At 67.0% G+C, this 22,014-nt stretch carries 16 protein-coding genes; 9 read left to right on the plus strand and 7 right to left on the minus strand.

Going from position 1 to position 22,014, the window contains the following annotated elements:
* Positions 1-10: 10 nt before the first annotated feature.
* The 4 genes from FBZ88_RS13315 to FBZ88_RS13330 are packed head-to-tail and all read right to left on the minus strand — an operon-like array spanning position 11 to position 4,559.
* Entirely contained in the window at positions 11-976 is a 966-nt protein-coding gene (locus FBZ88_RS13315) for an NAD-dependent epimerase/dehydratase family protein (RefSeq protein ID WP_246138650.1), read from the minus strand.
* Between the two features lie 17 nt (positions 977-993).
* A complete protein-coding gene (locus FBZ88_RS13320) occupies positions 994-1,746 on the minus strand; it encodes an SDR family oxidoreductase (protein WP_145617482.1) in 753 nt (250 codons plus the stop codon).
* Between the two features lie 5 nt (positions 1,747-1,751).
* A complete protein-coding gene (locus tag FBZ88_RS13325) occupies positions 1,752-3,089 on the minus strand; it encodes an FAD-binding oxidoreductase (protein WP_145617484.1) in 1,338 nt (445 codons plus the stop codon).
* Positions 3,090-3,092: 3 nt separating this feature from the next.
* A complete protein-coding gene (locus FBZ88_RS13330) occupies positions 3,093-4,559 on the minus strand; it encodes a UbiA family prenyltransferase (protein WP_211102647.1) in 1,467 nt (488 codons plus the stop codon).
* Between the two features lie 537 nt (positions 4,560-5,096).
* On the opposite strand from FBZ88_RS13330, the gene FBZ88_RS13335 reads away from it, so the two are divergent.
* From FBZ88_RS13335 to FBZ88_RS13360, 6 genes are all read left to right on the plus strand, one after another.
* Complete coding sequence (locus FBZ88_RS13335) at positions 5,097-6,071, plus strand: calcium-binding protein (RefSeq protein WP_145617485.1); 975 nt, start codon at positions 5,097-5,099, stop codon at positions 6,069-6,071.
* A 138-nt stretch (positions 6,072-6,209) separates the two neighbouring features.
* A complete protein-coding gene (locus FBZ88_RS13340) occupies positions 6,210-7,013 on the plus strand; it encodes a hypothetical protein (RefSeq protein WP_145617486.1) in 804 nt (267 codons plus the stop codon).
* A 58-nt stretch (positions 7,014-7,071) separates the two neighbouring features.
* Positions 7,072-10,056, plus strand: coding sequence for a glycosyltransferase (locus tag FBZ88_RS13345; RefSeq protein ID WP_145617487.1), 2,985 nt, complete (start codon positions 7,072-7,074; stop codon positions 10,054-10,056).
* A gap of 19 nt (positions 10,057-10,075) precedes the next feature.
* Positions 10,076-10,672 (plus strand): class I SAM-dependent methyltransferase, encoded by a 597-nt coding sequence (locus FBZ88_RS13350; RefSeq protein ID WP_211102648.1) that lies wholly within the window; start codon positions 10,076-10,078, stop codon positions 10,670-10,672.
* Positions 10,673-10,728: 56 nt separating this feature from the next.
* Positions 10,729-11,967 (plus strand): glycosyltransferase, encoded by a 1,239-nt coding sequence (locus FBZ88_RS13355; RefSeq protein WP_342780173.1) that lies wholly within the window; start codon positions 10,729-10,731, stop codon positions 11,965-11,967.
* 200 nt (positions 11,968-12,167) lie between these two features.
* The gene (locus FBZ88_RS13360; RefSeq protein WP_145617491.1) at positions 12,168-12,767 is read left to right on the plus strand and encodes a hypothetical protein; all 600 of its coding nucleotides are present in this window, start codon (positions 12,168-12,170) and stop codon (positions 12,765-12,767) included.
* Positions 12,768-12,797: 30 nt separating this feature from the next.
* Here FBZ88_RS13360 and FBZ88_RS13365 read toward each other — a convergent pair whose 3' ends face one another.
* The 3 genes from FBZ88_RS13365 to FBZ88_RS13375 form a co-directional block, all read right to left on the minus strand.
* A complete protein-coding gene (locus tag FBZ88_RS13365; protein ID WP_145617492.1) occupies positions 12,798-15,611 on the minus strand; it encodes an ATP-binding protein in 2,814 nt (937 codons plus the stop codon).
* A 126-nt stretch (positions 15,612-15,737) separates the two neighbouring features.
* Positions 15,738-17,339: a hypothetical protein gene (locus FBZ88_RS13370; RefSeq protein WP_145617493.1), complete on the minus strand. Its 1,602-nt coding sequence runs from the start codon at positions 17,337-17,339 to the stop codon at positions 15,738-15,740.
* A 204-nt stretch (positions 17,340-17,543) separates the two neighbouring features.
* Positions 17,544-18,500: a LysR substrate-binding domain-containing protein gene (locus FBZ88_RS13375; RefSeq protein ID WP_145617494.1), complete on the minus strand. Its 957-nt coding sequence runs from the start codon at positions 18,498-18,500 to the stop codon at positions 17,544-17,546.
* A gap of 169 nt (positions 18,501-18,669) precedes the next feature.
* Between FBZ88_RS13375 and FBZ88_RS13380 the strand changes: the two genes are divergently transcribed.
* From FBZ88_RS13380 to FBZ88_RS13390, 3 genes are all read left to right on the plus strand, one after another.
* Complete coding sequence (locus FBZ88_RS13380; protein ID WP_145612989.1) at positions 18,670-19,296, plus strand: FMN-dependent NADH-azoreductase; 627 nt, start codon at positions 18,670-18,672, stop codon at positions 19,294-19,296.
* Between the two features lie 149 nt (positions 19,297-19,445).
* Positions 19,446-19,919, plus strand: coding sequence for a DUF1810 domain-containing protein (locus FBZ88_RS13385; RefSeq protein WP_145617496.1), 474 nt, complete (start codon positions 19,446-19,448; stop codon positions 19,917-19,919).
* Between the two features lie 73 nt (positions 19,920-19,992).
* Positions 19,993-22,014, plus strand: coding sequence for a multicopper oxidase family protein (locus tag FBZ88_RS13390; RefSeq protein ID WP_145617497.1), 2,022 nt, complete (start codon positions 19,993-19,995; stop codon positions 22,012-22,014).

The following is a 22,014-nucleotide window of genomic DNA, read 5'->3' on the forward strand; positions in this document are numbered from 1 at the left end:
CCTTCGGAAATCAGAAATCGAGGACGACGCTGGCGTAGCGCGGGTCGTTGAAGGTGACGGACAGCGCCTCGTCCAGGGGCGTGGAACGCACACCGAAGATGCCGGGCCAGTCGATAACGATGAATTCGTCGGGCGTCACCAAGGCCTTCAGCTGCTTGGTGGTGAAGGGCGGGTTGCGGTCGACCAGGGCGTAGACCGATAGCAGCGCGTGGAAGAGGCCGTAGGGAATGCGCAGCAAGGGCGTCTTGGCGCCCACCGCCTTGCGCAGGGCACGGATCAGCTCGATGTAGGTGATCTTTTGCTGGCCCGAGATATCGTAGGTGCCCGTGCGGCGGCCTTCCAGACAGGCGACGATGATGGCGCTGAAATCCCCCACGTACAGCGGCTGGCGGATATAGCGGCCGGATCCGGGAATGGGGAAGACCGGCACCTTTTGCATGAAGCGGGCGAGCCAGCCCAGATGCTTGCGGTCGAACCATCCGAACATCAGCGTGGGGCGCAGGGTGACATGGGGGATGGGGCAGGCATCCACCAGCTTTTCCTGGGCCTTCTTGCTCTCGGTATAGAAGTCCACCGCCATGGAATTCACGACGGAGGAACTGGCGTGAACCAGGTAGGGCACGTCGGCGGCTTGCATGGCGGCCAGCACCCGCTCCGTCGCCTTGATGTTGTTGTCCTCGAACTCAGCCCAGTCCAGCCCGCCGATCTGGGCGTGCATCTGGATCACGGCGACGGCGCCTTCCAAGCTGTCCTGCCAGCCATCGTCCCGCGCCAGGTCGGCCTGGATGACGGTAAGGTCCGGGTGCATGTGGGCCAGCGCCGGCGTGTTCGCCGGATGCTTGTCGATGCAGACGATGTTGGTGTAGCCGGCATCCTTCAGGCGGACCACCAGGTTCTGGCCCACCAGGCCGGCGGCGCCGGTGATGACGATCTTACCCGTGGTTTTGCCCGTGGACTTGTCGGTGCGGCTGGGCATCAGATTTTCATCCGCCATTAGATTTTCATACGGTTGAAGATGGCGCCCGGCAGGTTGCGGATGATCATCATGATGCCCATCCAGAACCAGGGGGTGTAGAGGGTGGTGGCGCCCTTGGCGGCTGCCCTATCGATGTCGGCCGCCACCTTCTCCGGCGTGGCCCAAAGCGGCCCGCCCTTGGCCAGGCCATCAGTCATGGGCGTGTCGATGAAGCCGGGCTTCACCGTCAGCACCTTTACCTTCGTGCCAGCGAAGCGGTGGGCCATGCCCTGCGCGAACAGGGCCAGGCCACCCTTGGCGGCGCCATAGACGTAATTGGACTGGCGTCCACGATCCCCGGCGACGGACGCTATGGCGATCAGCGTGCCCTGGCCCTGGCGCTCCAGATGATTGGCTGCGACGGTCAGCCAGGCGCAGGCGCTGGTCATGTTGGTGGTCAGCTGGCGGGCCATTTCGGCGGTGTCGGCCTCGGCTGCCTTCTGGTCGCCCAGGATGCCGTAGGCCAGCAGCACCGTGTCCACACGGCCTCCCAGCTTGGCGGCCATATCGGCCCAGGCCGCGTCGAAGCCCGCCGCCGGGTCCGCCAGATCCATCACGGCCACCTCGGCACCAGCGGCACCGCGTGCCATTAGGTCGGCCGCGATGCTGCCAAGCCGCCGGCTGTCGCGGCCAGCCAGCACCAGGCGCGCGCCGCGCGCCGCATGCAGGCGGGCGTAACGCTCGGCGACGGCGGAGGTCGCCCCCAGGATCACCACGGTCTGTCCGGTCATTTCGGTCACGCCTGCTCGCTCTTTGTAGGGGCCTGTTCCATGCGCCGCCAGAAGTCGGACATGAAGGCGGGGTCAATGTGCCGCTTGAAATCCGCCACAGCGGGATAGCCCGCCGCGAACAGGCCCGCCGGCATGCGCGCGTCCTTGGCGGGATAAAGCCGGCCGCCGGCTGCCGCCACCGTGCGATCCAGATCCGCCATCAAGGCCAGGGTGCGCTGACCCTGGTTGGGGAAATCCAGTGCCAGCGTGGTACCGGCCATGGGAAAGGACAGGAGGCCGGCGGGCGCGACGTCGCCGAAGTTCTTCAGCACCACCAGGCACGATCCGGTGCCCGAGGCCGCGATTCGGGCCAGCAGCTCCGTCACGGCCTCCCGCGCCACGGCGGGCGGCACGACACATTGGTACTGGTAGAATCCCCGGGGACCGTACACGCGGTTCCAGTGATGCACACCGTCCAGGGGATAGAAGAAGCCGTCGAAGTGGCAGCGGCCGGCGAAGGTGGCGCCCGGACGGCTGTAATAGGCGGCGTTGAACGCACGCAAGCTCAGGCCGTTGATCAGGCTGATGGGCGGGGTCAGGGGCACCGCGAGCTTGGCGCGGGCCGGCTGGGCCAAGCGCGGGCCATCCGGCGCGTGGCGCCCGCGGGAAAAGATGCCCCGTCCCAAGCTGGCGCCCTGGCTCAGGCAATCGACCCAGGCCACGCTGTAAGGCCAGTCCAGGCTTTCCGCCGCCAAGTCGAAAAAGCGGTCGACATGGTCGAAGCGGATGTTCTCCACCTCCATGTCGGACGAGGCGATGGCTTGCAGCTGGATTTCCACCCATTCGATCAGGCCGGTCAGGCCGAGGCCGCCGATCGTGGCGCGGAAAAGGTCGGTGTTGCGGTCGGGCGCGCAATCGACCAGGGTTCCATCGGACCGGCGCATGCCGAAGGCCCGGACATGATGGCCGAAGCTGCCGGCCACATGGTGATTCTTGCCGTGCACGTCGTTGGCCACGGCACCGCCCAGGGTAATGAACTTGGTGCCGGGGGTGACGGCCACGAACCAACCGCGCGGCACGGTGATGACATGCAGATCCGCCAGGCTCAGGCCCGCGTCCGCCCGCAACACGCCGGTGGCGGTGTCGAAGGCGTGGCAGCGATCCATGCGGCGGGTGACCAGCAGGCCGCCGCCGGCGTTGAGCGGGCTGTCGCCATAGGAGCGGCCCAGGCCGTGGGCCAGGACGCTGCCGGTTTTCTCCGCCAGGATGGATAACAAGGGGGCGGCATCTTCGCGAAAGGCAGGCGTCGCCACATCATGTTCGACGCTCGCCAGATTTCCCCAGGACGTGATCGGCTGGCGCATGGGTCAGATCGCTGCCAGGACGATGGCCACCATAACGGCGCCGGTGATCAGGCTAGTGCGATCGGTGGCGGCGAAGACGACGGGATCGTCATGCAACTCGCCACGATGGGCCAGCAGCAGCAGACGACTGATCCAGTATAAGAGGGGGGCGCAGGCCAGCCACAGCAGCGACGGATTGCGGTATAGGACGTGGACCTCGGGGCTGTTGAAATACAGCGCCAGGATCAGGACAGAACAGTAGCCGCTGGCGCTGGCCAAGCCCGACAGGATGCTGAGATCCTCCAGGCGGTAGCCGCGACCCTTGGGGTTGCCCTTGTTCGCCTTCAGGCTGCCGATCAGCTCGATGTAGCGTTTGATCAAGGCCAGGCACAGGAAGACGAACACGGAAAAGCCCAGCAGCCAGGCGGACGACGGCCGGTCAATGGCGGCGCTGCCTGCCAGAATGCGCATCGTATAGAGCCCGGCCAGCGTCAGCACATCGATCAGCATGTGGCGCTTGAGATGCAGCGAGTAAGCCAGGGTGATGATGTAATAGGCGGCCAGGACGGCGAGGAAATCTGCCGATACCACGACACCGCATAGGGTGGAAACACCCAGCAGCAGGGGCGCCAGAATGGCCCCCTGGACCAGGGGCAGGCGACCGCTGGCCAGGGGCCGGTGGCGTTTGCTGGGGTGGGCCCGGTCATTGGGCAGATCCAGCAAATCGTTCAGCAGATAAGCGCTGGAGGCCGCCAGACTGAAAGCCAGGACCGCTAAGAGACTGTCGGCGATGGTATGGCCGGTCAGGTCATGGCTGGCCAGCAGCGGTACCAGCACCAGCAGGTTCTTCAGCCATTGGTGCACCCGAATGGCTTTCAGATAAACTTTGATTCCGGCCTTGGGCGCCGTCAATTCAACAGCATCCCCACGTTCCGCCTTGAGCTGCCGGACCAGGCGCGCTGTCGCGTTGGTCGCGATGGCCACGCGGCAACGGCGCCACACCGCGAAATCGATCCAATCATTGCCGATATAGTCGAAGCCCCGGTCGCCGAACTCACGGCACAGCATTTCGGCCTTGGCCTTGCCCGATAGGTTGACGGCCTCATTCGACCCGAAGGAACCATCGACGAAACCGAGATGCCGCGCCAACGCCTCGACCAGTCGTTGGTTGGAGGCGGACGCCAAGTAAATACGACGACCCTTCGCTTTTTCCTGAAGGAGAAAATCAACTACAGGCTGGTTAAGAGGAAGTGTCGTGACATCGACGCCGGCGTTAGCAGCCAGATAATCCTTCAACCACGCCTTGCTGCGCAGCGGCAGACGCCAGACGCCCAAAGCCGCCAACGGCTTGGTGGCCAGCATGGTAAAGAAATTCTCAATCAGAAGATCAGTGCGAATGAGAGTGCCATCGATGTCCACCACCAGTGGTACATCGGCAACGTGGGCCACGGGCTCGCCTTCAGCATTGTTCATCGGCTGGTGAACCACCATAATATTATCGCCAGTGCGTTGAATATCCGCGTAAATATAATGTGTCCTAGTCCGTGACGAGGACGCTTGGGGCGAAAAAAGCCATAGGCCCGGGCCGGGCGTCAATCTTTTAATCTCCACCTTATAATCACAAGGTCGATTGGGTCGAACGCGATTGACCTCGGCGGAAGCGATGTGTTGGGCTGATGCGCGAATCGCTGCACCCGCGAACGACGATGCGGTCATTTTTCCCGCCGGCAAGGGCGCCCAAGCCAGCCATCTCGCCGAAGGTAATAGGCCTAATGGTCTAAAATCCAGGTCTGCTGGCCGATCGCTTTTCTTTAGCGGATGTGCCTAGGCGGCTTACATCTAAAATTAAGGCGATAATCTTCTTGAATCCGTCTTGTGCAGCGGAACCGACGTGAATTATACCTTCTTCCACGCGGGACTGGCGGAACGCGTTAATAAATTCGCCAAGGGGTTTTAACTGACGCGTCAGTGCCGCAGCGGGCTGCGGCTCCATAGCCAAAAGCGACGTTTTAGCGGGGGTATTAAATTATGCCGACTCTTTCCGGTGGTAACGGTACAGTTAGCTTCTCGACGGCACCGACCGTCTCACAGGCTGATCAGGACAAAATCACGACGGCCCTGTCCGGTATCCTGGCGAACAGCACCGGCACTCTGAGCATCGCCTCCGTGGCGCCGACGTCGTCCAACACGCCAACCCAGACCCTGTCCTCGACCATCACGTTCGGCACCACGGCCGTCAGCTCGGTCAGCAGCGTTGTCGTTTCCGGCTCCAGCGGCAACCCGACGCTGGCGGCTGTTGACCTGTCCCAGACGGCTGCGGGCACCTCCACCGGCAGCAGCGTCGTCACCAACGTCATTGCTGACCCCTCCCTCACGTCCGTCGTGCTGACCGGCACCGCCGCCGGCAACACCACCGCCCTGTTCCTGGACGCCAGCAGTGGCGGCAAGGTCGTCGTCGGCGACTCCGGTAACAACTTCCTGGTGTTGAGCGGTGGTTCGGGCACTGGCTCGGGTGGCGTGAACACCGTCATCGCCGGCACTGGCAACGACAGCATCATCGGTTCATCCACCAACGACGTCATCAGCTCCAGCGTCGGCAACGACATCATCAACGGTGGCGCGGGCAATGACTCCATCGTCGGCGGCTCGGGTTTTGACACGCTGGGTGGTGGCGCCGGTAACGACACCATCGTTGCCGGCAGCGGCGGAGCCTACATCATTGGCGAGGCAGGCAACGACAGCTTGGTCGGCGGCGCCGGCAAGGACACCTTCATCTTCAGCCCGGGCGACGGCAATGATACGGTCGCCGGCTTTGACGCGACGAAGGATGTTCTGGGCTTCACCAGCACCAATTACGGTGGCAAGTCGCTGGACCTCGGTTCGCTGATCAGCAACGCCACGGTCAGCAACGGCAACACCATCCTGACCCTGCCGGACGGCAGCACCATTACCGTTCAGGGCGTGACGGGCGTGAACGTCAGCTGGTTCACCAGCAAGGGCTGATCCAGCCATCTATACATGAGGTACACTATGGCGGGCCCGGTGCCCGCCATAGTCGTTTCTGCGCCACGGTTTTCTTGCATTCGACTTTATTCCAGGGCAGGGTTCGGTGCTTCCGCTCCCTTCTGTATTGGTAGACCCATGCAGCCTAATATCTTGGCGCCGGCCGGCACGACGGCGGTGACGACTCCCGCTCCCAGTGGCGATCCGGTGCGTGCGACGCCCAAGGTCATGGCCCTGCCGGAAGGCACCTATTACATTACCGCCCGTCTCGGCACCGAAGGACGGCAGCAGATCAAGGGCGTGACCTTCCCTTGTGTCCAGCTCTCCTCACTGCCGGAACCCGGACGCAAGGCCCTGCAATTCCTGACACCCGACGGTCTCAGCACCTCGACCTGGATCAACGGGTCGAACGGCGTGGCCGTGCTGGTCACGGCGGATTCGGCGCCCTTGCTGCTCACCACCTTGACCTTGAACGGCCAGCTGTCCTCTTCGGTCTCCATCGGTGTGCAGCGATTGGGCGATGAGACGGTTCCTGCCACCATCGACGTACGGCTGGTCGCGCACATCCAACGCATGGGTGATAAGGTGTTCGCCGGCGGCGAATGGGCCTCGGCGGGGGATCACCTGCTGTGGCTCGAGGGCTTCACCGTCGTCGGTTCGCCGGAGTTGGCCGATAGCTTGGAATATTGCGCCGCCAACCCAATTGACCAGACCGGTACCTGGGTGAAGGCCGGCACCTTGGCGGGGACGCAGGGCCGGGGGCTGCCCCTGTTGGGCGCCGGCTTCCGCTTGGTGGGACCGTTGGCCGCCACCCATCGCCTGGATTACACCGTTCGTTTCCTGCGCCACGGGGACATCGAGGGGCAGTCGGGGGTACTATGCCGGTCCGGCCAGCCTCAGGATCCTTTGATGGCAATGAAGGTCGCGGTCCTGCCGCGATGATGCAATCCGCGTGATGTCCGGCTTATCTACCTCAATCCTGGGTCGGACGCTGCAGGACATGGAAGCGGCCGTAGCCGTGAAGGACTATGATACGGCCATAGCATTGGGTTGGGTAGCGTTGGCCGAGCCTGAGACCCGGCTGGCCGCGCTTCGAGGGTTGGTGCATGCCACCTTTGCGGCCGGCCGCCTGGAAGAGGCCGCCCATTACGCCGCCCGTTTGGTTCAGGGCGGAAAAATCGCGCTTGATGTCATCCTCGAAGGGGTCGTTGCTCTGAGCAGAGGCGAGCTTCAGCACGCCGCCGGTTGCTTCACCCGTGCCTTGGAGATGGATGGCACCCAACCCTTTGCGGCGGTCGGTTTGTTCCAGGCGCTGTCGGCATCCCGTGAAGACTTGACGGTCGCCCTGGATCGCCTCGTCCCCGCGCTTTCCTGGAATGCCGAAGCCGACGACACCTGTCTTGCCGCCTTGCGAGGGCTAGTGGCAGGGGGCGCCGTGCCCGCCGTGGTCTACACCCGCGCGGGCCGGGTCGAGGGCATCGCAGCGGCGCCCGGGGGACAGGCCGAACTTATATGGAAAGGTCTGACAGTGGATCGGGCTGCGCCGGCTCCCGATCCGCGGGATCCACGCTTGTGCCTTTTCAGCTTCACCGTGCCGTCGGACCTGGCGGGGAATGCCCAGGTCCAGGTCACTGTCAATGGCATGCTGGTGCCGGGCATGCCCCTGGCGGCTGCCATGACCCGTCCACCCCGCCTCATGGCGCGCTTCACCCGTACACCCGCTTCCGCCATGCCGGGCTCCATCCGGCTGGATGACGCCGAGTGGTCAGTGCTGGCCTGGGACGCAGCCCACCCGGCGCGTCCGGTCACCCTTGACCTGGTGGACCGGGACGGGCAGACGCGCCGGCTGGTATTTCGGCCGGAGCAAGGGGGTGCGCGGTCGGCGGAGCCACAGACGGTGTCGGTGGGGCTGGGCGTGCGGCCGCTTTTTCCCGCGACTGGCGAGCCCGCCTATTGGCAGGCCGGTGTGCTCCCTGTGGAAGATGCGGTCCGGCCTCGGGTGCCCGTGTCAGGCCTGAGGCGGCCGGTGGACATCATCGTCCCCGTTTATGGCGACGCTGCGGTGACGCGGGCCTGCCTGGCGGCGCTGCGCGAGAGTATGGCGGGGGTGCAGGCTGGACCACCTGTCGAAGTCATCCTGATCGCCGATGGTCCGGCCGACACGGCCGTGTCGGCGCTGGTGGACGAGGTGGCGACCGAGGGCTGGGCGACGGTATTACGCAATCCCGGCAACCTGGGCTTTGTGCGCACGGTCAACCGGGGCATGGCCTTGCACCCCGACCGAGACGTGGTCCTGCTGAACGCGGATGCCGTGGTTCACGGGGATTGGCTGGCCCGTCTGGCCGCCACGGCCTACAAGGACGCCGCGATAGGTACGGTGACCCCGCTGTCCAATGATGCCACCATCCTTAGTTATCCAAATCCTGATGGCACGCCGCTGGCTGAGATCTCGGTACCTTTCCTCGACACGCTGGCCGCCGCGGCCTTGCCACACGGTATCGCGGATGTGCCAACGGGCGTGGGCTTTTGCTTCTACATCCGCCGCGACTGCCTGGACGACGTCGGTTATTTCGATTCCGAAACGTTCGGCCTGGGCTATGGCGAGGAAAACGATTTCTGCTGGCGGGCCCGGGCGCGGGGTTGGCGTAACGTCGCGGCGCTGGATACCCTGGTCGGCCATGTCGGCGGTTCCTCCTTCGGTGCGGAAAAGGCGGATCGCATCGCCACGGCTCTGGCACTGCTGGACCAGCGGCATCCTGACTATCAGCCCGCTGTTCACGCCTTCATCGCCGCCGATCCGCTGCTGCCGGCCCGGCGGGCACTGGACGTGGCCTGGGCGCGCACCTTGGGCCCTCATACCTGCCTGCTGCTCTGTCCCGTCCTTGGCGGCGGCACGGATCGTTTCGTAGATGGCCAAGCCGCATCGTTGAGGGCGCAGGGTGTCGGCGTGGTGGTGTTGCGGCCCGAGGGATGGGGAGACGAGGCCGGGGAGACGCCACGCGTTCGGTTGGAAATCACGGCCGCACCGCAACTCCGATCCCTGGTGTACGAAGGCTTGGCTGCCCTGCCGGACTTGCTGCGTGATCTGCAGGCCCTGGGCGTGGGCCGCATGGTGGTTCACCACGTCAAGGGCGTGCCAGCCGTTCTGCTGGCAATGCTGGCCGGTCGATGGCCCTATGACGTGCATGTCCATGATTACGTCTGGTACTGCCCGCGCATCAATCTGGTGGATGGCAGCGACCGCTATTGCGGCGAGCCGGCGGTGGCGGTGTGCGAGGCGTGCGTGCGTGACAATGGCCATTTCCTGCGATCCGGGGACTTGGCGGGCGACCGGCCGGTCGCGACCTGGCGCCGGTCCATGGCGGCCTTGCTGGCCGGAGCGCAACGGGTGATCTGTCCCACGCAGGATACGGCGCGCCGTATGGCGGCGCAGTTCCCCGGGTCTGGCGTCCGCCTGGCGGTGCAACCCCACCCCGACCGGGAGATTCCGGCGGTGGAGCCAACGCCGGCCCGGCCGTCGATGGTGCGTGTGGCCATCGTCGGCGCCGTCGGTGATGCCAAGGGATACGGCGTCCTGTTGGCGTGCGCCCGGGATGCCCAGGCCCGGGCCCTGCCTCTGGAATTCCTGCTGGTCGGCTACTCCCGCGATAACGCGCCGTTGCTGGATACCGGGCGCGTGCGCGTCACCGGCGCCTACATCGGGGATGAGGGCGTGGGTCTGGTCCGCGCTTATCAGGCGCATCTGGGATTTCTCCCCTCCGTCTGGCCGGAAACCTGGTCCTACACCCTCACGGAAATGCTGGCCGCCGGCTTGGCCGTTGCCGCCTTCGACCTTGGTGCCCAGGCGGAACGCCTGCGGATGCATGGCCGTGGCATGTTGCTGCCGATGGGCATGAGCGCGCCGCGCATCAACGATGCCCTGTTGGAATTGGCGCGCCGCCAGGGGATAGTACCGTCCGTCAACGCCATGCCGGCGTCGGCATGAGTTTGGGATTGAGTTGGGCATGACCTTGGACACCCCGGTTTCACGCACCGTCCTGCATGTCGGATGCGGCGTCCCCAGGCCGGAGAAACTGCACAGCCTGTTTCATAGCAGCGAATGGCGTGAGGTTCGGCTGGACATCGATCCCGCGGTCCGGCCTGACATCGTCGCGTCCATCACCGACCTGTCCATGGTGTCGGATGGCAGCGTGGACGCTGTCTGGTCCTCCCACAATGTCGAACATCTGCACGCCCATCAGGTGCCGCTGGCTTTGGCTGAATTTCGCCGGGTGCTGAAGCCTGACGGCTTCGCCCTCATAACCTTGCCGGATCTGCAAGCGGTCGCCGCCCTGGTGGCTGAGGACAAGCTGGATGACGCCGTCTATGTGTCAGCCGCCGGTCCCATTGCGCCCCTGGACATGCTGTTCGGGTTGCGCAGCGCTATCGCCCACGGCAACGAATATATGGCGCATCGTACCGGCTTCACCGCCCAAACCTTGGGCAAGGCGTTGCTGGCCGCCGGCTTCGCCGCCGTGAAGGTAACCAAGGACAAGCCCAGCTTCAACCTGTGGGCCATCGCCTACGTCACGCCGCCGGCGGGTACCGTCGGACCATCATGAAGCTGCTGTTCGTCCATCAGAATTTTCCCGGCCAATATCGTCATCTGGCGCCGGCAATGGCAGCGGCCGGGCATGAAGTGGTTTGCATGGGCGATGACGGGAATGTGCTGGTGCAGAGCCTGCCGCCCGGCATGGTCGTGGTTCGCTATCCACCCCCGGCCGGCGCCAGCCGCGGCAGTCATCATTATGTGGCCGGGTTCGAGGCGGCGGTCCGGCGGGGCCAAGCGGTGTTGCGGGCCTGCATGGAACTGGGCCGGCAAGGCTTCATTCCAGACGTCATCTGCGCCCATCCCGGTTGGGGCGAATCACTGTTTCTGAAAGACATCTATCCCCAAGCCAAGCTGCTGGCTTATTTGGAGTTTTTTTACAACGCGCGCGGTCAGGACGCGGGCTTCGACCCGGAATTTCCCGGCACGCTGGACGACACCTTCCGCATCCGCATCAAGAACAGCGTCCTGCTGCACGGGCTGCAGGCCATGGACTGGGGTGTCGCACCCACCCGCTGGCAGGCGCAGCGCTTCCCCGCCGACGTCCAGCACCGCATCTCCACCGTGCACGATGGGGTGGACGCCCGCCTGGTTTGTCCGGATCCGGCGGCCACCCTGACGGTCACGCCCGAGGGCGCTTCCACCCCTTTGACCTTGCGGCCGGGGGATGAGGTGGTGACGTTCGTCAACCGCAATCTGGAACCCTATCGCGGCTTCCACACCTTCATGCGTGCCTTGCCGGAATTGTTGCGCCGCCGCCCCAACGCCCAGGTTGTGATCCTGGGCGGGGATGAGGTCAGCTATGGCTCGCGCCCCACCAATCACCCGCACTATCGCGCCCAATACCTGGCGGAGGTGGGCGCAAACCTTGATCTGTCGCGCGTCCACTTCCTGGGCAAGGTCCCTTACTCCACGTTCCTGTCGGTGCTCCACGTCTCGGCCGTGCATGTCTACCTCAGCTACCCCTTCGTGCTGTCCTGGTCCCTGATGGAGGCCATGGCCGCCGGGTGCCTGTTGGTGGCGTCGGATACGGCGCCGGTGCGCGAGGTGGTCCGCAACGGCCAGAATGGCCTGCTGGTGGACTTCTTCTCGCCCGGCCAACTGGCGGAGACCGTGGCGGCGGCCCTTGAAAACCCCCGGCGGCTGGAACGTCTGCGCCGCCGGGCGCGGGAGACCATCCTGGCCCGCTATGACCTGGAGACGGTCTGCTTGCCGGCGCAAATGCGCCTGATCGAGGATCTGGCGGCCGGCCGCACCCCATCGCGGGGTCCGCCGGGTTCGAAACCGCTTCCCGCCCCCGGGGCGTAAGGAAGCGCTTCCCGCGGCTGCGGTCGACAGGTTCCTGTCAGGAAACGCGTGGAAACTGGACTGGCCCGCACCATATTGGAAACGGGCCTGCCGCCCGTCCTGGTCGGGCCGATGCGGCTTCCCCGCCGGTCCTGGAGTTGAATGCTATGCCTGCCGTCCATTCATCCAAGCTCTTGGGTAAAGCCGTTGGCAAATCCGGGGTGCCCGGCCTGTTGCTGGTGGCCTGCCTCACCGCCACGGGCGGTGGCGCCTGGGCGCAGACCGGGACGGCGAGCACGCCGGCAAACGCCATCGACGAGGGCCCGGCGCGCCCGCCGGTGCTGGACGGCCCCGGCGTCGCCACGGCCGACGGCCGGGATGATGGCGTGGTCGCCGCCCGCCCGCCGGAGGATGATGGTTGGAAGTCCAAGGACACCAGCTGCCGGGCCGGTGGCAGCGTCACCATGGGCATCGGCTTCGGCGGCGGCATGATCGAACGCGGCGCGGGCGCCACCTTGAATTATGGCCAGGACGGCAATCCGCTGCGCCCCTGCGAGGATACGGGCATCGGCTTCTCGCTATCGGTGTCGCAGGGCAATGTCACCGGCCATCCCCGCAACGGCGCCTGGGGCGTTGGCCCCTGGGGTGGGGTTGGCGGCGGCCCATGGGGGCCGGGGCTGGTCGACGGCGCGGACGGTGCCTATCCCTATTATGGATCGGCCTACCCGTATGGCGGCACCTATGCCGCCCCGTACGCCTATGGCCGCTGGCTGGATCGTGGCAGCCTGGACAGCTGGTTCCCCAGCCGTATCCACCCCTGACGGTGCTGGCCCTGACGGTACCGGTGCGCCTCAGCCCTTGGTGCCGTACAGCGCGTCCAGCCGGTCGATCAGCAGCTTCACCGACAGGGGCTTGATGAAAAAGGCATCGGCGCCGCCGGCCCGGGCCGTGGCCTCGTCCACATGGGCGCTATAGCCGGTGCACAGCACACAGATCAGACCGGGGTTCCTTCCCTTGGCGGCGTGGATCAGGCTCAGGCCCGTCATGCCTGGCATGGTCTGATCCGTGATCAGGGCGTTGTAACCCTTGGACGGATCGGCCAGCAGGGTCAGTGCCGCCTGCGGCTCGCCGCAGACGGTGACGTCGTGACCCCGCCGGGTCAGCCCCTCGCGCAGCAGCTCGCCCATGGCCTCGGTATCGTCCACCACCAACACCCGCAGCCGGGCCGGGGCCGGGTTGAGGGGTGGGGTCCCGGCTGCACCGCCTGGGGACGCCGCCGATGCCAGGCCTGCGGTTATGCTGGGACCCGACAGGCTGGGAAGGGTGATGCGGATGACGGTGCCGGCGCCCAACTTGCTCGCGACCGCGAGGCCGCCGCCATGGGCCTTGACGATGCTGTGCACATTGGCCAGGCCCAGGCCGGTGCCTTTGTCCTGGCCCTTGGTGGTGAAGAAGGGTTCGAACATGCGGGAAAGGTGGTCGGGCGCCAAGCCGGTTCCCTGGTCGGTCACCTCCAGCACCACATGCGGGGCGTCCACCGGTGCCTGCAGGATGTCCGCCACCGCCCAGTCGTCGGGGAAGGTGAAGGGCAGGGGCCCCCGGTTCAGGCGGATGGTGATATCGCCCGTCTCACCCCGGCGGGCGTCGTGAGCATTGATGACCAGGTTCATCAACACCTGCATCATCTGCGTCTGGTTGGCGCGCACGGGCGGCAGGCCTTCCTCGGCCATGCACGTCAGGCGGGTTGTGGCCGGCACGGTGGAGCGCAGCACCACCTGCGCGTCGTCCACGATGGCGCGGGCCGGCACCACCTCCTGAACGCCGGCGTCGGTGCGGGCGAAGCCCAGGATCTGGCGGACCAGTTCCTTGGCGCTGGCGCCCACCGCCAGGATGCGGTCGGCATAACCGCGCGCCGGGCTGTCCGCCGGCAGGTCGGCCACCAGAAAGCCGGCATAACCCAGGATGGCACCCAGCAGATTGTTGAAGTCGTGCGCGACACCGCCGGCCAAGCGGCCCACCGTTTCCAGCTTGTCCTGCTGCAGGATCTGGCGTTGTAGGATCTGGCGCTCCCGTTCCGCCCGATCCCGTTCCGATACGTCGCGGGCCACGACCAGGATGTCGCCGCCGGGGTCGTTGCTGGCGGTGAACTCCACCGCCTCGATGCGATGGCCGGTCAGGGTGGTCCAGTTGTCGACCCGGCCCGTCCACACGCCGGCATGGGCCAGGCTCGCGGCGATCTGCTGGCGCAGCCCTGCCAGCGAGGCGGCCGTCTCGGGCGTGACGAATTGGGATATGCGCTTGCCCAGCAGGGTGTCGCCGTTGGTGACTCCGACCAGGGTCAGTGCCTGGCTGTTGGCGTACAGCACCGCGTAGTCGCGGCTCATCATGTAGATGGCGTCGTGCGCCACCTCGATGCAGGCGGCCACCCGCTGCAGGTCGCGCCGCAGAAGGTCCCGTTCCACCAGGGTCCGGCGGAAATCCTCCAACCCGCGCGCCAGATCGCCAATGACGTCGGGACAGTTCTGGTCCGGCAGGGTACGGTCATACTCGCCCCGCTTCAGGCAATCCACCCCCGCCTGGAGACGCTTCAGCGGCCGGGCCACGATCAGGCGGACGGCCAGGACCATCAGGCCGCTCAGCAACAGGGCGCACAGCAGCCCGGCCATCAGGATGGCGGTGCGGATGCCGGCGAAGGGCCGCGCCAGCCGGTCCAGGGGCACGTCCATGACCAGCAGGCGCCGACCCTCGCCCGGGAACAAGTCCACCGGCCAGGTGAAGCGGCGCAGCCGGGACCCGTCGGGCAGGCGGCGTTCCAGGCTGTAGGGCTGGGCCTGATTGACGAACACCCGTTCCCCTGGCGTGAACTGATAGTCGGGTCCGTCGCCGAAGGTGGCGGCGGTGCCCAGCCGGGCCGGATCCGGGTGATAGCCCCAGACACCGGAGGTGTTGATGAGGGCGATGGGCGCGCCGAACGGGTGGTGCCCCTCATAAATGTGGGCGCGCTGCCGCTGGTCCAGGTCCACGCCGGCCACGCCGACGAGGCGGTCGCCCACCATGGCCGGGAAGGCGTGGGAAACCAGGGCGGTGGGTACGCCCTGTATGGGGAAGATATGGACCGGCAGGATGGCCAGGCGGTGGCTTCGCTGGGCGCCGGTATAATAGTCCTGGGTGTCGAAGTCCGCTGGCGGGGACTGCAGGCGCACGGCACCTTCCTGGCTGGTGGCGTACAGGGCGTAGCGGCCGGTACCCGCCATTCCCACCAGGGGATCCCGCACGGCCAGCGCCGCGGCGTCAGGTCCCAGGGCGTCGGGCTCGGCGAAGAACCAAATGCCCACGGCCTCGGGATGCAAGGCCGCCGCCTGGCGCAGGTATTCGGTGATTTGCCGCCGGTCTGCCAGCGTGGGCGCGACCCCTTCCCGCTCCCGCGTGGCGGCCAGGGCGGAGACCAGGCGGGCGGCGCCCTCTGCCAGGGTCATCTCCTCCTGGATGCCGGCGCTGATGGCCAGCGCCTCGCGCTGGGCGGTGTCGCGGCCGTAGTCGTTGATGAAACGCTCCACCACCCGCTGGCTCAGGTGCAGGGTGACCAGGATCATCCCCCCCAGCATGACGCCGGCGGCCGGCAGGATCGCCAGCAGCAGCCGCATGGGGAGGGAGAAGCGGATCATCCGCGGGTCCATGATTGGGGCCCGGGCCGGGCTCGGGGCGGGCGGGCGCGGCAGGGGTGGCCTGGTTGGCACAAACGCCCAAAAAGCGTAGCGCAATCAACGCGAATTTGCGCCTTACCAAGAAGGTCAGGGTTGGGGTGCGGCCGTCCGCTCGGCCGTGTTTCCTGCGGGCAGGTCCCCCCCCGCCATTTCCACCGCCAGGCCATCCGGCACACCCAGGTCGATGAGGGGGCTGGTCAGGACAGGCCGCGCCGCGCGACGGCGCGGCAGGGCCGCCGACAGGGATATGGCATTGGGCACCCGCAGCGCCGGCTCCGCCTCATCCGTCGCCTCCTCGGTCTGGCGCAGGCGGGTGTTCAGCGCCAGGACGAACACAGGTACCAGCCACACCAGCCGGTTCTGATAACGGTCGTGCGGGTTGGACAGCGCGCCGCAGATCAGGGCGTTGCCGGCCAATGCCGCCCACAGGAACAGCAGGGCGCCCAGGGCCAGGCCGTCGCTACGCCTTACCGCTTGGGGGACCAGGACCGCCAGGGCGGCCAGCGCCAGATAGGCCAGGGGGACGGTCAGGTAGTTGGACAGGTCCGCCATGCTGGGGGTCGGCCCCTCGCTCTGCTGGTCGGCCTTCAGGTAGGCGGGCTCCAGGGGAGCCAGCCACTGGTGCATCGCCTCACGGGTGCTGCGGTGGAACTCGTCCAGCCCGTCGCCCGTCTGCACGCGGAAGAACTGTTCCGTTCCCGCCTGCAGCGACGACAGGGCCAGGGCCAGGGGATAGGCGCGCATCACCGCCATGTTGATGCGCGCCGCCTCTGGCTCCATGCCTTCCCAGCCGCCCAGGGCCGTCAGCGGGGAATCCTCCGCCCACAGGAACTCATCCGCCGTGGTGGGCAGGCGGTGGCGATAGGAACACAGGGCGTAGGCGTGGGGGTCGTCGGCGCACCGTTCGTCCAGCAGGCGGCGCACCTGGCCCTGCTGCAGCAGGCTACCGAACAGGAACAGCGGCCCCCCGGGGGTCAGCCTGGTCTCGCCGGTGACGGCACCGTTCAGCAAGGGCAGGGTGACCACGCTGCCCGCCACCAGGGCCGCCGCCGGCAGCAGGCGCAGGGCCCGCCAGGATCGCGGGCGGCCCAGGACGCCGACGGCCTTCATCAGGGCCAGCACCGCCACCAGGCCGGCGCCCAGGGCCATCCCCGACATGTGCGACAGCAGGCTGACCAGGCCCACGGCGGCAGCGCCCAGGCGCGTCCGCCAGGACAGCCGATCCCAGCGAAAGGCCAGCAGCCACAGGGTCACTACGACCAGGGGGATGGCGATGTCCGGCATCAGCTGGGCCGTGTACCAGGCCATGCCGGTGCCCAGCGCCAGCAGCGCCACCAGACCCAGGGCGCCGGGGCCATTGCCCCTGCCACCCGGCAGTCCGTCGCCGGGCGCCAGGCCGGCGGACAGCAGGCGCAGCAGCCATAGGGTCAGCAGGCTCTGCGCCACCACCGGTCCCCACAGCGTGCGCCAGTTCAGCGAAGCCGCCTGCAGGAACAGGCCGTAGGCCAGCGACCGCCCCTCCACCAGTTCACGCTCGGCCGCAGCCTCGATGTAACCGCCGGTGTCGAAGAAGACGATAGGGAAGCCGTTCAGCAGCGCCGGCCACAGCATCAGGACCAGGGCGGCGAAGGTGGTCAGCAGCGGCGGCAGGACGCGCCGGGCCTGGCCGGTGCGCGCGAAACGGCTCAACCGCGCACCAAGGTGGCGGACAGTAGACGACCCAGGCATGGCGGATGGGTCCCCCAAAACCAAAACTTCCCCAAAATTCTTATGCTTAGCGCGTCAGTAGCACTGGCGGCGGCCCCCGCTGTCAAGGGCAAAGGGTGGGGATGGTTGCAGATGTGCGGCCAAGGTGGTTTTCCTGCCACGGCGGGCGGCCGCGCTGCTGTGCCGCTACAGCCCCAGGTCGGGCCCGCCGCCGATCCAGGCGGGGTTGGCGGGGCAGGGGGTCGTGGGCCGCTCGGCGAATTCCGCCGCCAGGGCGTCGATGAAGCCGCGCACCGCCGGCACCAGGCCCCGGCGCGAGGGGAACACCGCGTGCACCACGCCCGCCGGGAGGGTCCAGCCGGGCAACAGTGCTTCCAGCATGCCCTGAGCCAGATAGTTGTCGATGATGAAGTGGGGCAACTGGGCGATGGCGATCCCGCTCAGCGCCGCATCGCGCAGCAGGGCCATGTCCTCGGTGATCAGGCGGGGCTGGTGCGGCACGGTGCGCAGGATGCCGTCGGGACCATACAGGCGCCAGACGTAGTCGCCACCCGTGCGCGGCATGTCGGCGGCGGGCAGGGCCGACAGCTCCTCCGGTGTGGCGGGCCGGCCGTGGCGGTCCAGGAAGTCTGGGCTGGCCACCAGGGCCGAGCCGTGGCTTTCCAGCACCTTGACGATCAGGTCGCTGTCCTCCAGCGGCGGCATGCGCACGCGGATGGCCAGGTCGTAGCCTTCCTCGATGACATCGACGCGGCGGTTGCTGGCTTCCAGCCGGATGGTCACGCGGGGATGTTGCGCCATGTAGCGGGTGACGACCGACCCCACGCGGGTGGGCACCAGGGCGGTGGGGCAGCTGACGCGCACGGTGCCCTGCGGCTCCGCCCGGGTGCGGTCCACCACCTCCTGTGCCGCTTCCGCCTCGGCGATCATGGCCAGGCAGTGGGCGTGGTAGGTGCGGCCCACGTCGGTGACGGCGAAACGACGGGTGGAACGCTGCAGCAGCCGCACGCCCAGCTGGTCCTCCAGCATCGAGACGCGGCGGCTGAGGGTGGACTTGGGCACGCCCAGCGCCCGTTCCGCCGCGGCGAAGCCGCCATGCTCCACCACCTGGGCGAAGTAGTAGAGATCGTTCAGGTCGCGCATGGTGGGGCCCCGATCGCCGCCCGGTTGCCGGCGGCGGCCATTGTTCCAATCATGGAACATAGAGTGTGAAATCTGGCCCCTGATGGCAAGAGCGTTCCAGTGGCAATCTCAAGGGGTCTTCGGCGGCCGGTCCTCACCGGCGCCCATCCCAGAAATGAGAGTATGGATCATGAAGCTCCTGCACATCGACTCCAGCCCCTTGGCCCAGGCCTCCGTCTCCCGCCAGCTGACCGCCGCCGTGGTCCAGGCGTGGCAGCAGGCCAACCCCTCGGGCGAGGTGGTGTACCGTGATGTCGCCGCCGTGGCCCCCGCCCACCTGGATGCCGAACTGCTGGCGGTCGCCAAGTTCGGCGCCGACCAGAACCTGACCCCCGCGCAGCAGGCCGAGCGCGCGCTGGTCGATACCTTGGTGGACGAGCTGCTGTCGGCCGATGTCGTGGTCATCGGCGCGCCCATGTACAACTTCTCCATCCCCAGCCAGCTGAAGTCCTACCTGGACCGCCTGGCCCAGGCCGGCCGCACCTTCCGCTATACCGAGGCCGGTCCCCAGGGCCTGGCCGGCGGCCGCAAGGTCATCGTCGTCTCCTCCCGCGGCGGCAAATACGCCGGCACCCCGTATGAGGCGGCGCTGGACCATCAGGAAGCCTATCTGAAGGCCTTCCTGGGTTTCCTGGGCATGACCGACGTCACCATCGTTCGCGCCGAGGGTGTCGCCATGGGCCCCGACGCCAAGGCCGGCGCGCTGACCGCCGCCAACACCCAGATCGGTGACCTGTTCGTGGCCCAGGCCGCCTGATACCTGCGCTCCCTGAACAAAAGTCCCTCGTTGGCGGTTGGAAGCCGGCGTCCCTGATCCCCTCCCCGGGGGCGTCAGGGGCGCCGGTTTTCTTTTGGCTGGCGGCGTATGCTGTGCGCCGCCCGTCGTGGGAACAAGGGAAGGGAGCCATGGACCACCCTGTCGACTCATCCACCGCCAGCCCGCATTGGGACCTGCAACGCTTCGTCGATGCCCAGAACCCGCAGCTGGACACGGTGATCCAGGAGCTGACCACCGGGCACAAGCGCAGCCATTGGATGTGGTACTTCTTTCCCCAGATCGCCGGGCTGGGCCAAAGTGCGACGTCGCAACACTACGCCCTGGCCTCGCTGGACGAGGCGCGGGCTTACCTGGAGCATACCATCCTGGGCGGGCGCCTGCGCCAGCTGATCGGCCTGGTCAACGAGCTGCCCGGCCATGACGCCCGGGCGGTGTTCGGTCCGGTGGACGCGCTGAAGTTCCGCTCCAGCATGACCCTGTTCCACCTCGCGGCCGGCGACTGCGACAGCCTGTTCCAGGATGCGCTGGACAAGTATTTCGACGGCCAGCCTGACGACCGAACGCTGCAGTTGGCCGGTGTCGCCGATAAAATGCCTGCATAAGTAGTGTCATCTGGATCTATGCGCGTCTATCGGGCAGTTTATCCCAAAGGGATACGCTGACGGGGGAACGTGCATGTCCATTATCGCGAAGCCGTGCCGGCCGGCACTGGTTTTGGGGGTCCTGGCCCTTACGGCACTGGCCGCCAGCCCCGCGCCGGCGGGGGAACTGGTCCAGCCGGCACCGGTGCCGGTGGTGGCCGGCGTGTCGCAGCTGATGGCCTTCCCGCAGATCTTCACCCTGCCCAACGGTGACGGCGCGCCGCTGAAGGTGCAGGCCAACGCCTTCGTCAGCTTCGGCGATCGCAAGGGGGCGGAGGTGAAGGCGGCGGTGACCGCGCGCAAGCAGGTCATGGGCGCCGCCCTGCCGACGGGTGAGCTACTGGCCGGCCCCACCATCCGCGCCCATCCCGGCGACACGCTGGACATCCTGTTCACCAACGGCCTGCCGTTCGACGCGGACGATGGCGACGGCACCATGTTCAACGCCGTGCCCCATGGCTTCGACGTGCTGAACCTGCACACCCACGGCCTGCACGTCAGCCCGCAGAAGGATGGCGACAATGTCCTGCTGGCCATCTATCCGGCCGACACGCCGGCCGATGTCATGGCCATGTGCGTGCGGGACGCGAACGGCGACGCCAGCCTGTGCCAGAAGGGCGACTACCACTACCGCATCAAGATTCCGGAGCAGCATCCGGCCGGCACCTATTGGTACCACCCGCACAAGCACGGGGCGGTGGCTCTGCAGCTGGCCAGCGGCATGAGCGGCGCGCTGATCATCCAGGATGAGAAGAACGGCATCGACAGCTTGCCCGCGGTGCGGGGGGCGGCCGAAAAGGTGATGCTGCTGCAAAGTATTGAGTCCGCGCCCAACCTGACCAGCCCGCAGCGGGTGACGTGCAAGAGCGTCTATTCCTTCGCCCGCTGCACCTATGTCGACGGCCAGCCGGCGCCCGAGCCGGTGCAGAACGTCAACCAGAAACTGTCCGTCAATGGCCAACTGAATCCCACCGTCACCATGACGACGGATGAGGTGCAGCTGTGGCGGGTGGTGAACACCACGGTGGGCACGGTGGTGCCCATGTGCCTGGTACCCCAAACCGGCGTGGACGCGGCGACGGCGCCCGCCGCCTATGTCCTGGCAGCCGACGGCGTGCCGGTGCAACGCCCCCTGTCACCAGGGGAAGAGGACCTGCCGCTGCGCCTTACGGCACCGGTGGCCAAGCTGGACGGCAAGGGGGTGGTCAACAATGAGCTGCTGTTCCTGGCGCCCGGCCAGCGCCTGGACATGATGGTCAAGGCGCCGGCCAAGCCCGGCCGGTACCTGTTGGTCCAGCCCGCCCCCGGCACGGTGGTGAAGCGGCAGCAATCCTCGCAGGATCCCCTGGCGCGCCAGCCCGGCATCGGCGATCTGTGCAAGCCTGGTGTGGTCCCCGACGCCCAGCTGGTGATGACGGTGAACGTGGTGGCGGCGGCATCCGGACCCACGGCGACCGCCTTGCCCACCCAGTCCCAGCTGAACCGGCTGTACGCCCCCGCCACCCTGGTGGACGCGGCCGATCGGCCGGCTTCCCCCACCCAGGGGGTGGTGTTCGGCTTCACCAGCGGCACCTACGCGGAATCGGCGGGTGGCGCCTCGGTGGTCAACGGCCGCCCCTTCAATGCCGAGGGCGGGCCGCAGCGCATCCTGACCCTGGGCCAGACAAACCTGTGGGGGGTGATGAGCGCCGCCGACACCCACATGTTCCACATCCACACCAACCCTTTCCAGGTGGTGAAGCGGGGGACGGTCGACTATGCCTTCCCCATCTGGCGCGACACGGTGCTGATCAATTGCGCCGCGGCGGTGGGGGGGACGAACTGCACCTTCCCGGGCGGGTTGACCAACGTGGACGCCAACACCGGCTTCAATTACGGCGAGGTGGTGCAGTTCCTCAGCCAGGCGCTGGACTACACCGGCGCCATCGTCATGCACTGCCACAACACCAGCCACGAGGACAACGGCATGATGGAACTGGTGGAGATGGTGGAACCGGGCAAGGCGCCCACCATCACTCCGCATGCCCATCACCACGAAGGGGCCGGGCATCACTGA

The organism is Nitrospirillum bahiense (assembly GCF_007828025.1).
GTDB classification, from domain to species: Bacteria; Pseudomonadota; Alphaproteobacteria; order Azospirillales; family Azospirillaceae; genus Nitrospirillum; species Nitrospirillum amazonense.

Coding starts and splice junctions, on each gene's coding strand:
- FBZ88_RS13320 (WP_145617482.1), bottom strand. CDS start 1,746: ATGACCGGACAGACCGTGGTGATCCTGGGGGCGACCTCCGCCGTCGCC.
- FBZ88_RS13340 (WP_145617486.1), top strand. CDS start 6,210: ATGCAGCCTAATATCTTGGCGCCGGCCGGCACGACGGCGGTGACGACT.
- FBZ88_RS13390 (WP_145617497.1), top strand. CDS start 19,993: ATGTCCATTATCGCGAAGCCGTGCCGGCCGGCACTGGTTTTGGGGGTC.
- FBZ88_RS13315 (WP_246138650.1), bottom strand. CDS start 976: ATGCCCAGCCGCACCGACAAGTCCACGGGCAAAACCACGGGTAAGATC.
- FBZ88_RS13380 (WP_145612989.1), top strand. CDS start 18,670: ATGAAGCTCCTGCACATCGACTCCAGCCCCTTGGCCCAGGCCTCCGTC.
- FBZ88_RS13350 (WP_211102648.1), top strand. CDS start 10,076: ATGACCTTGGACACCCCGGTTTCACGCACCGTCCTGCATGTCGGATGC.
- FBZ88_RS13325 (WP_145617484.1), bottom strand. CDS start 3,089: ATGCGCCAGCCGATCACGTCCTGGGGAAATCTGGCGAGCGTCGAACAT.
- FBZ88_RS13335 (WP_145617485.1), top strand. CDS start 5,097: ATGCCGACTCTTTCCGGTGGTAACGGTACAGTTAGCTTCTCGACGGCA.
- FBZ88_RS13330 (WP_211102647.1), bottom strand. CDS start 4,559: ATGGTGGTTCACCAGCCGATGAACAATGCTGAAGGCGAGCCCGTGGCC.
- FBZ88_RS13345 (WP_145617487.1), top strand. CDS start 7,072: ATGGAAGCGGCCGTAGCCGTGAAGGACTATGATACGGCCATAGCATTG.
- FBZ88_RS13385 (WP_145617496.1), top strand. CDS start 19,446: ATGGACCACCCTGTCGACTCATCCACCGCCAGCCCGCATTGGGACCTG.
- FBZ88_RS13355 (WP_342780173.1), top strand. CDS start 10,729: ATGGCAGCGGCCGGGCATGAAGTGGTTTGCATGGGCGATGACGGGAAT.
- FBZ88_RS13365 (WP_145617492.1), bottom strand. CDS start 15,611: ATGATCCGCTTCTCCCTCCCCATGCGGCTGCTGCTGGCGATCCTGCCG.
- FBZ88_RS13375 (WP_145617494.1), bottom strand. CDS start 18,500: ATGCGCGACCTGAACGATCTCTACTACTTCGCCCAGGTGGTGGAGCAT.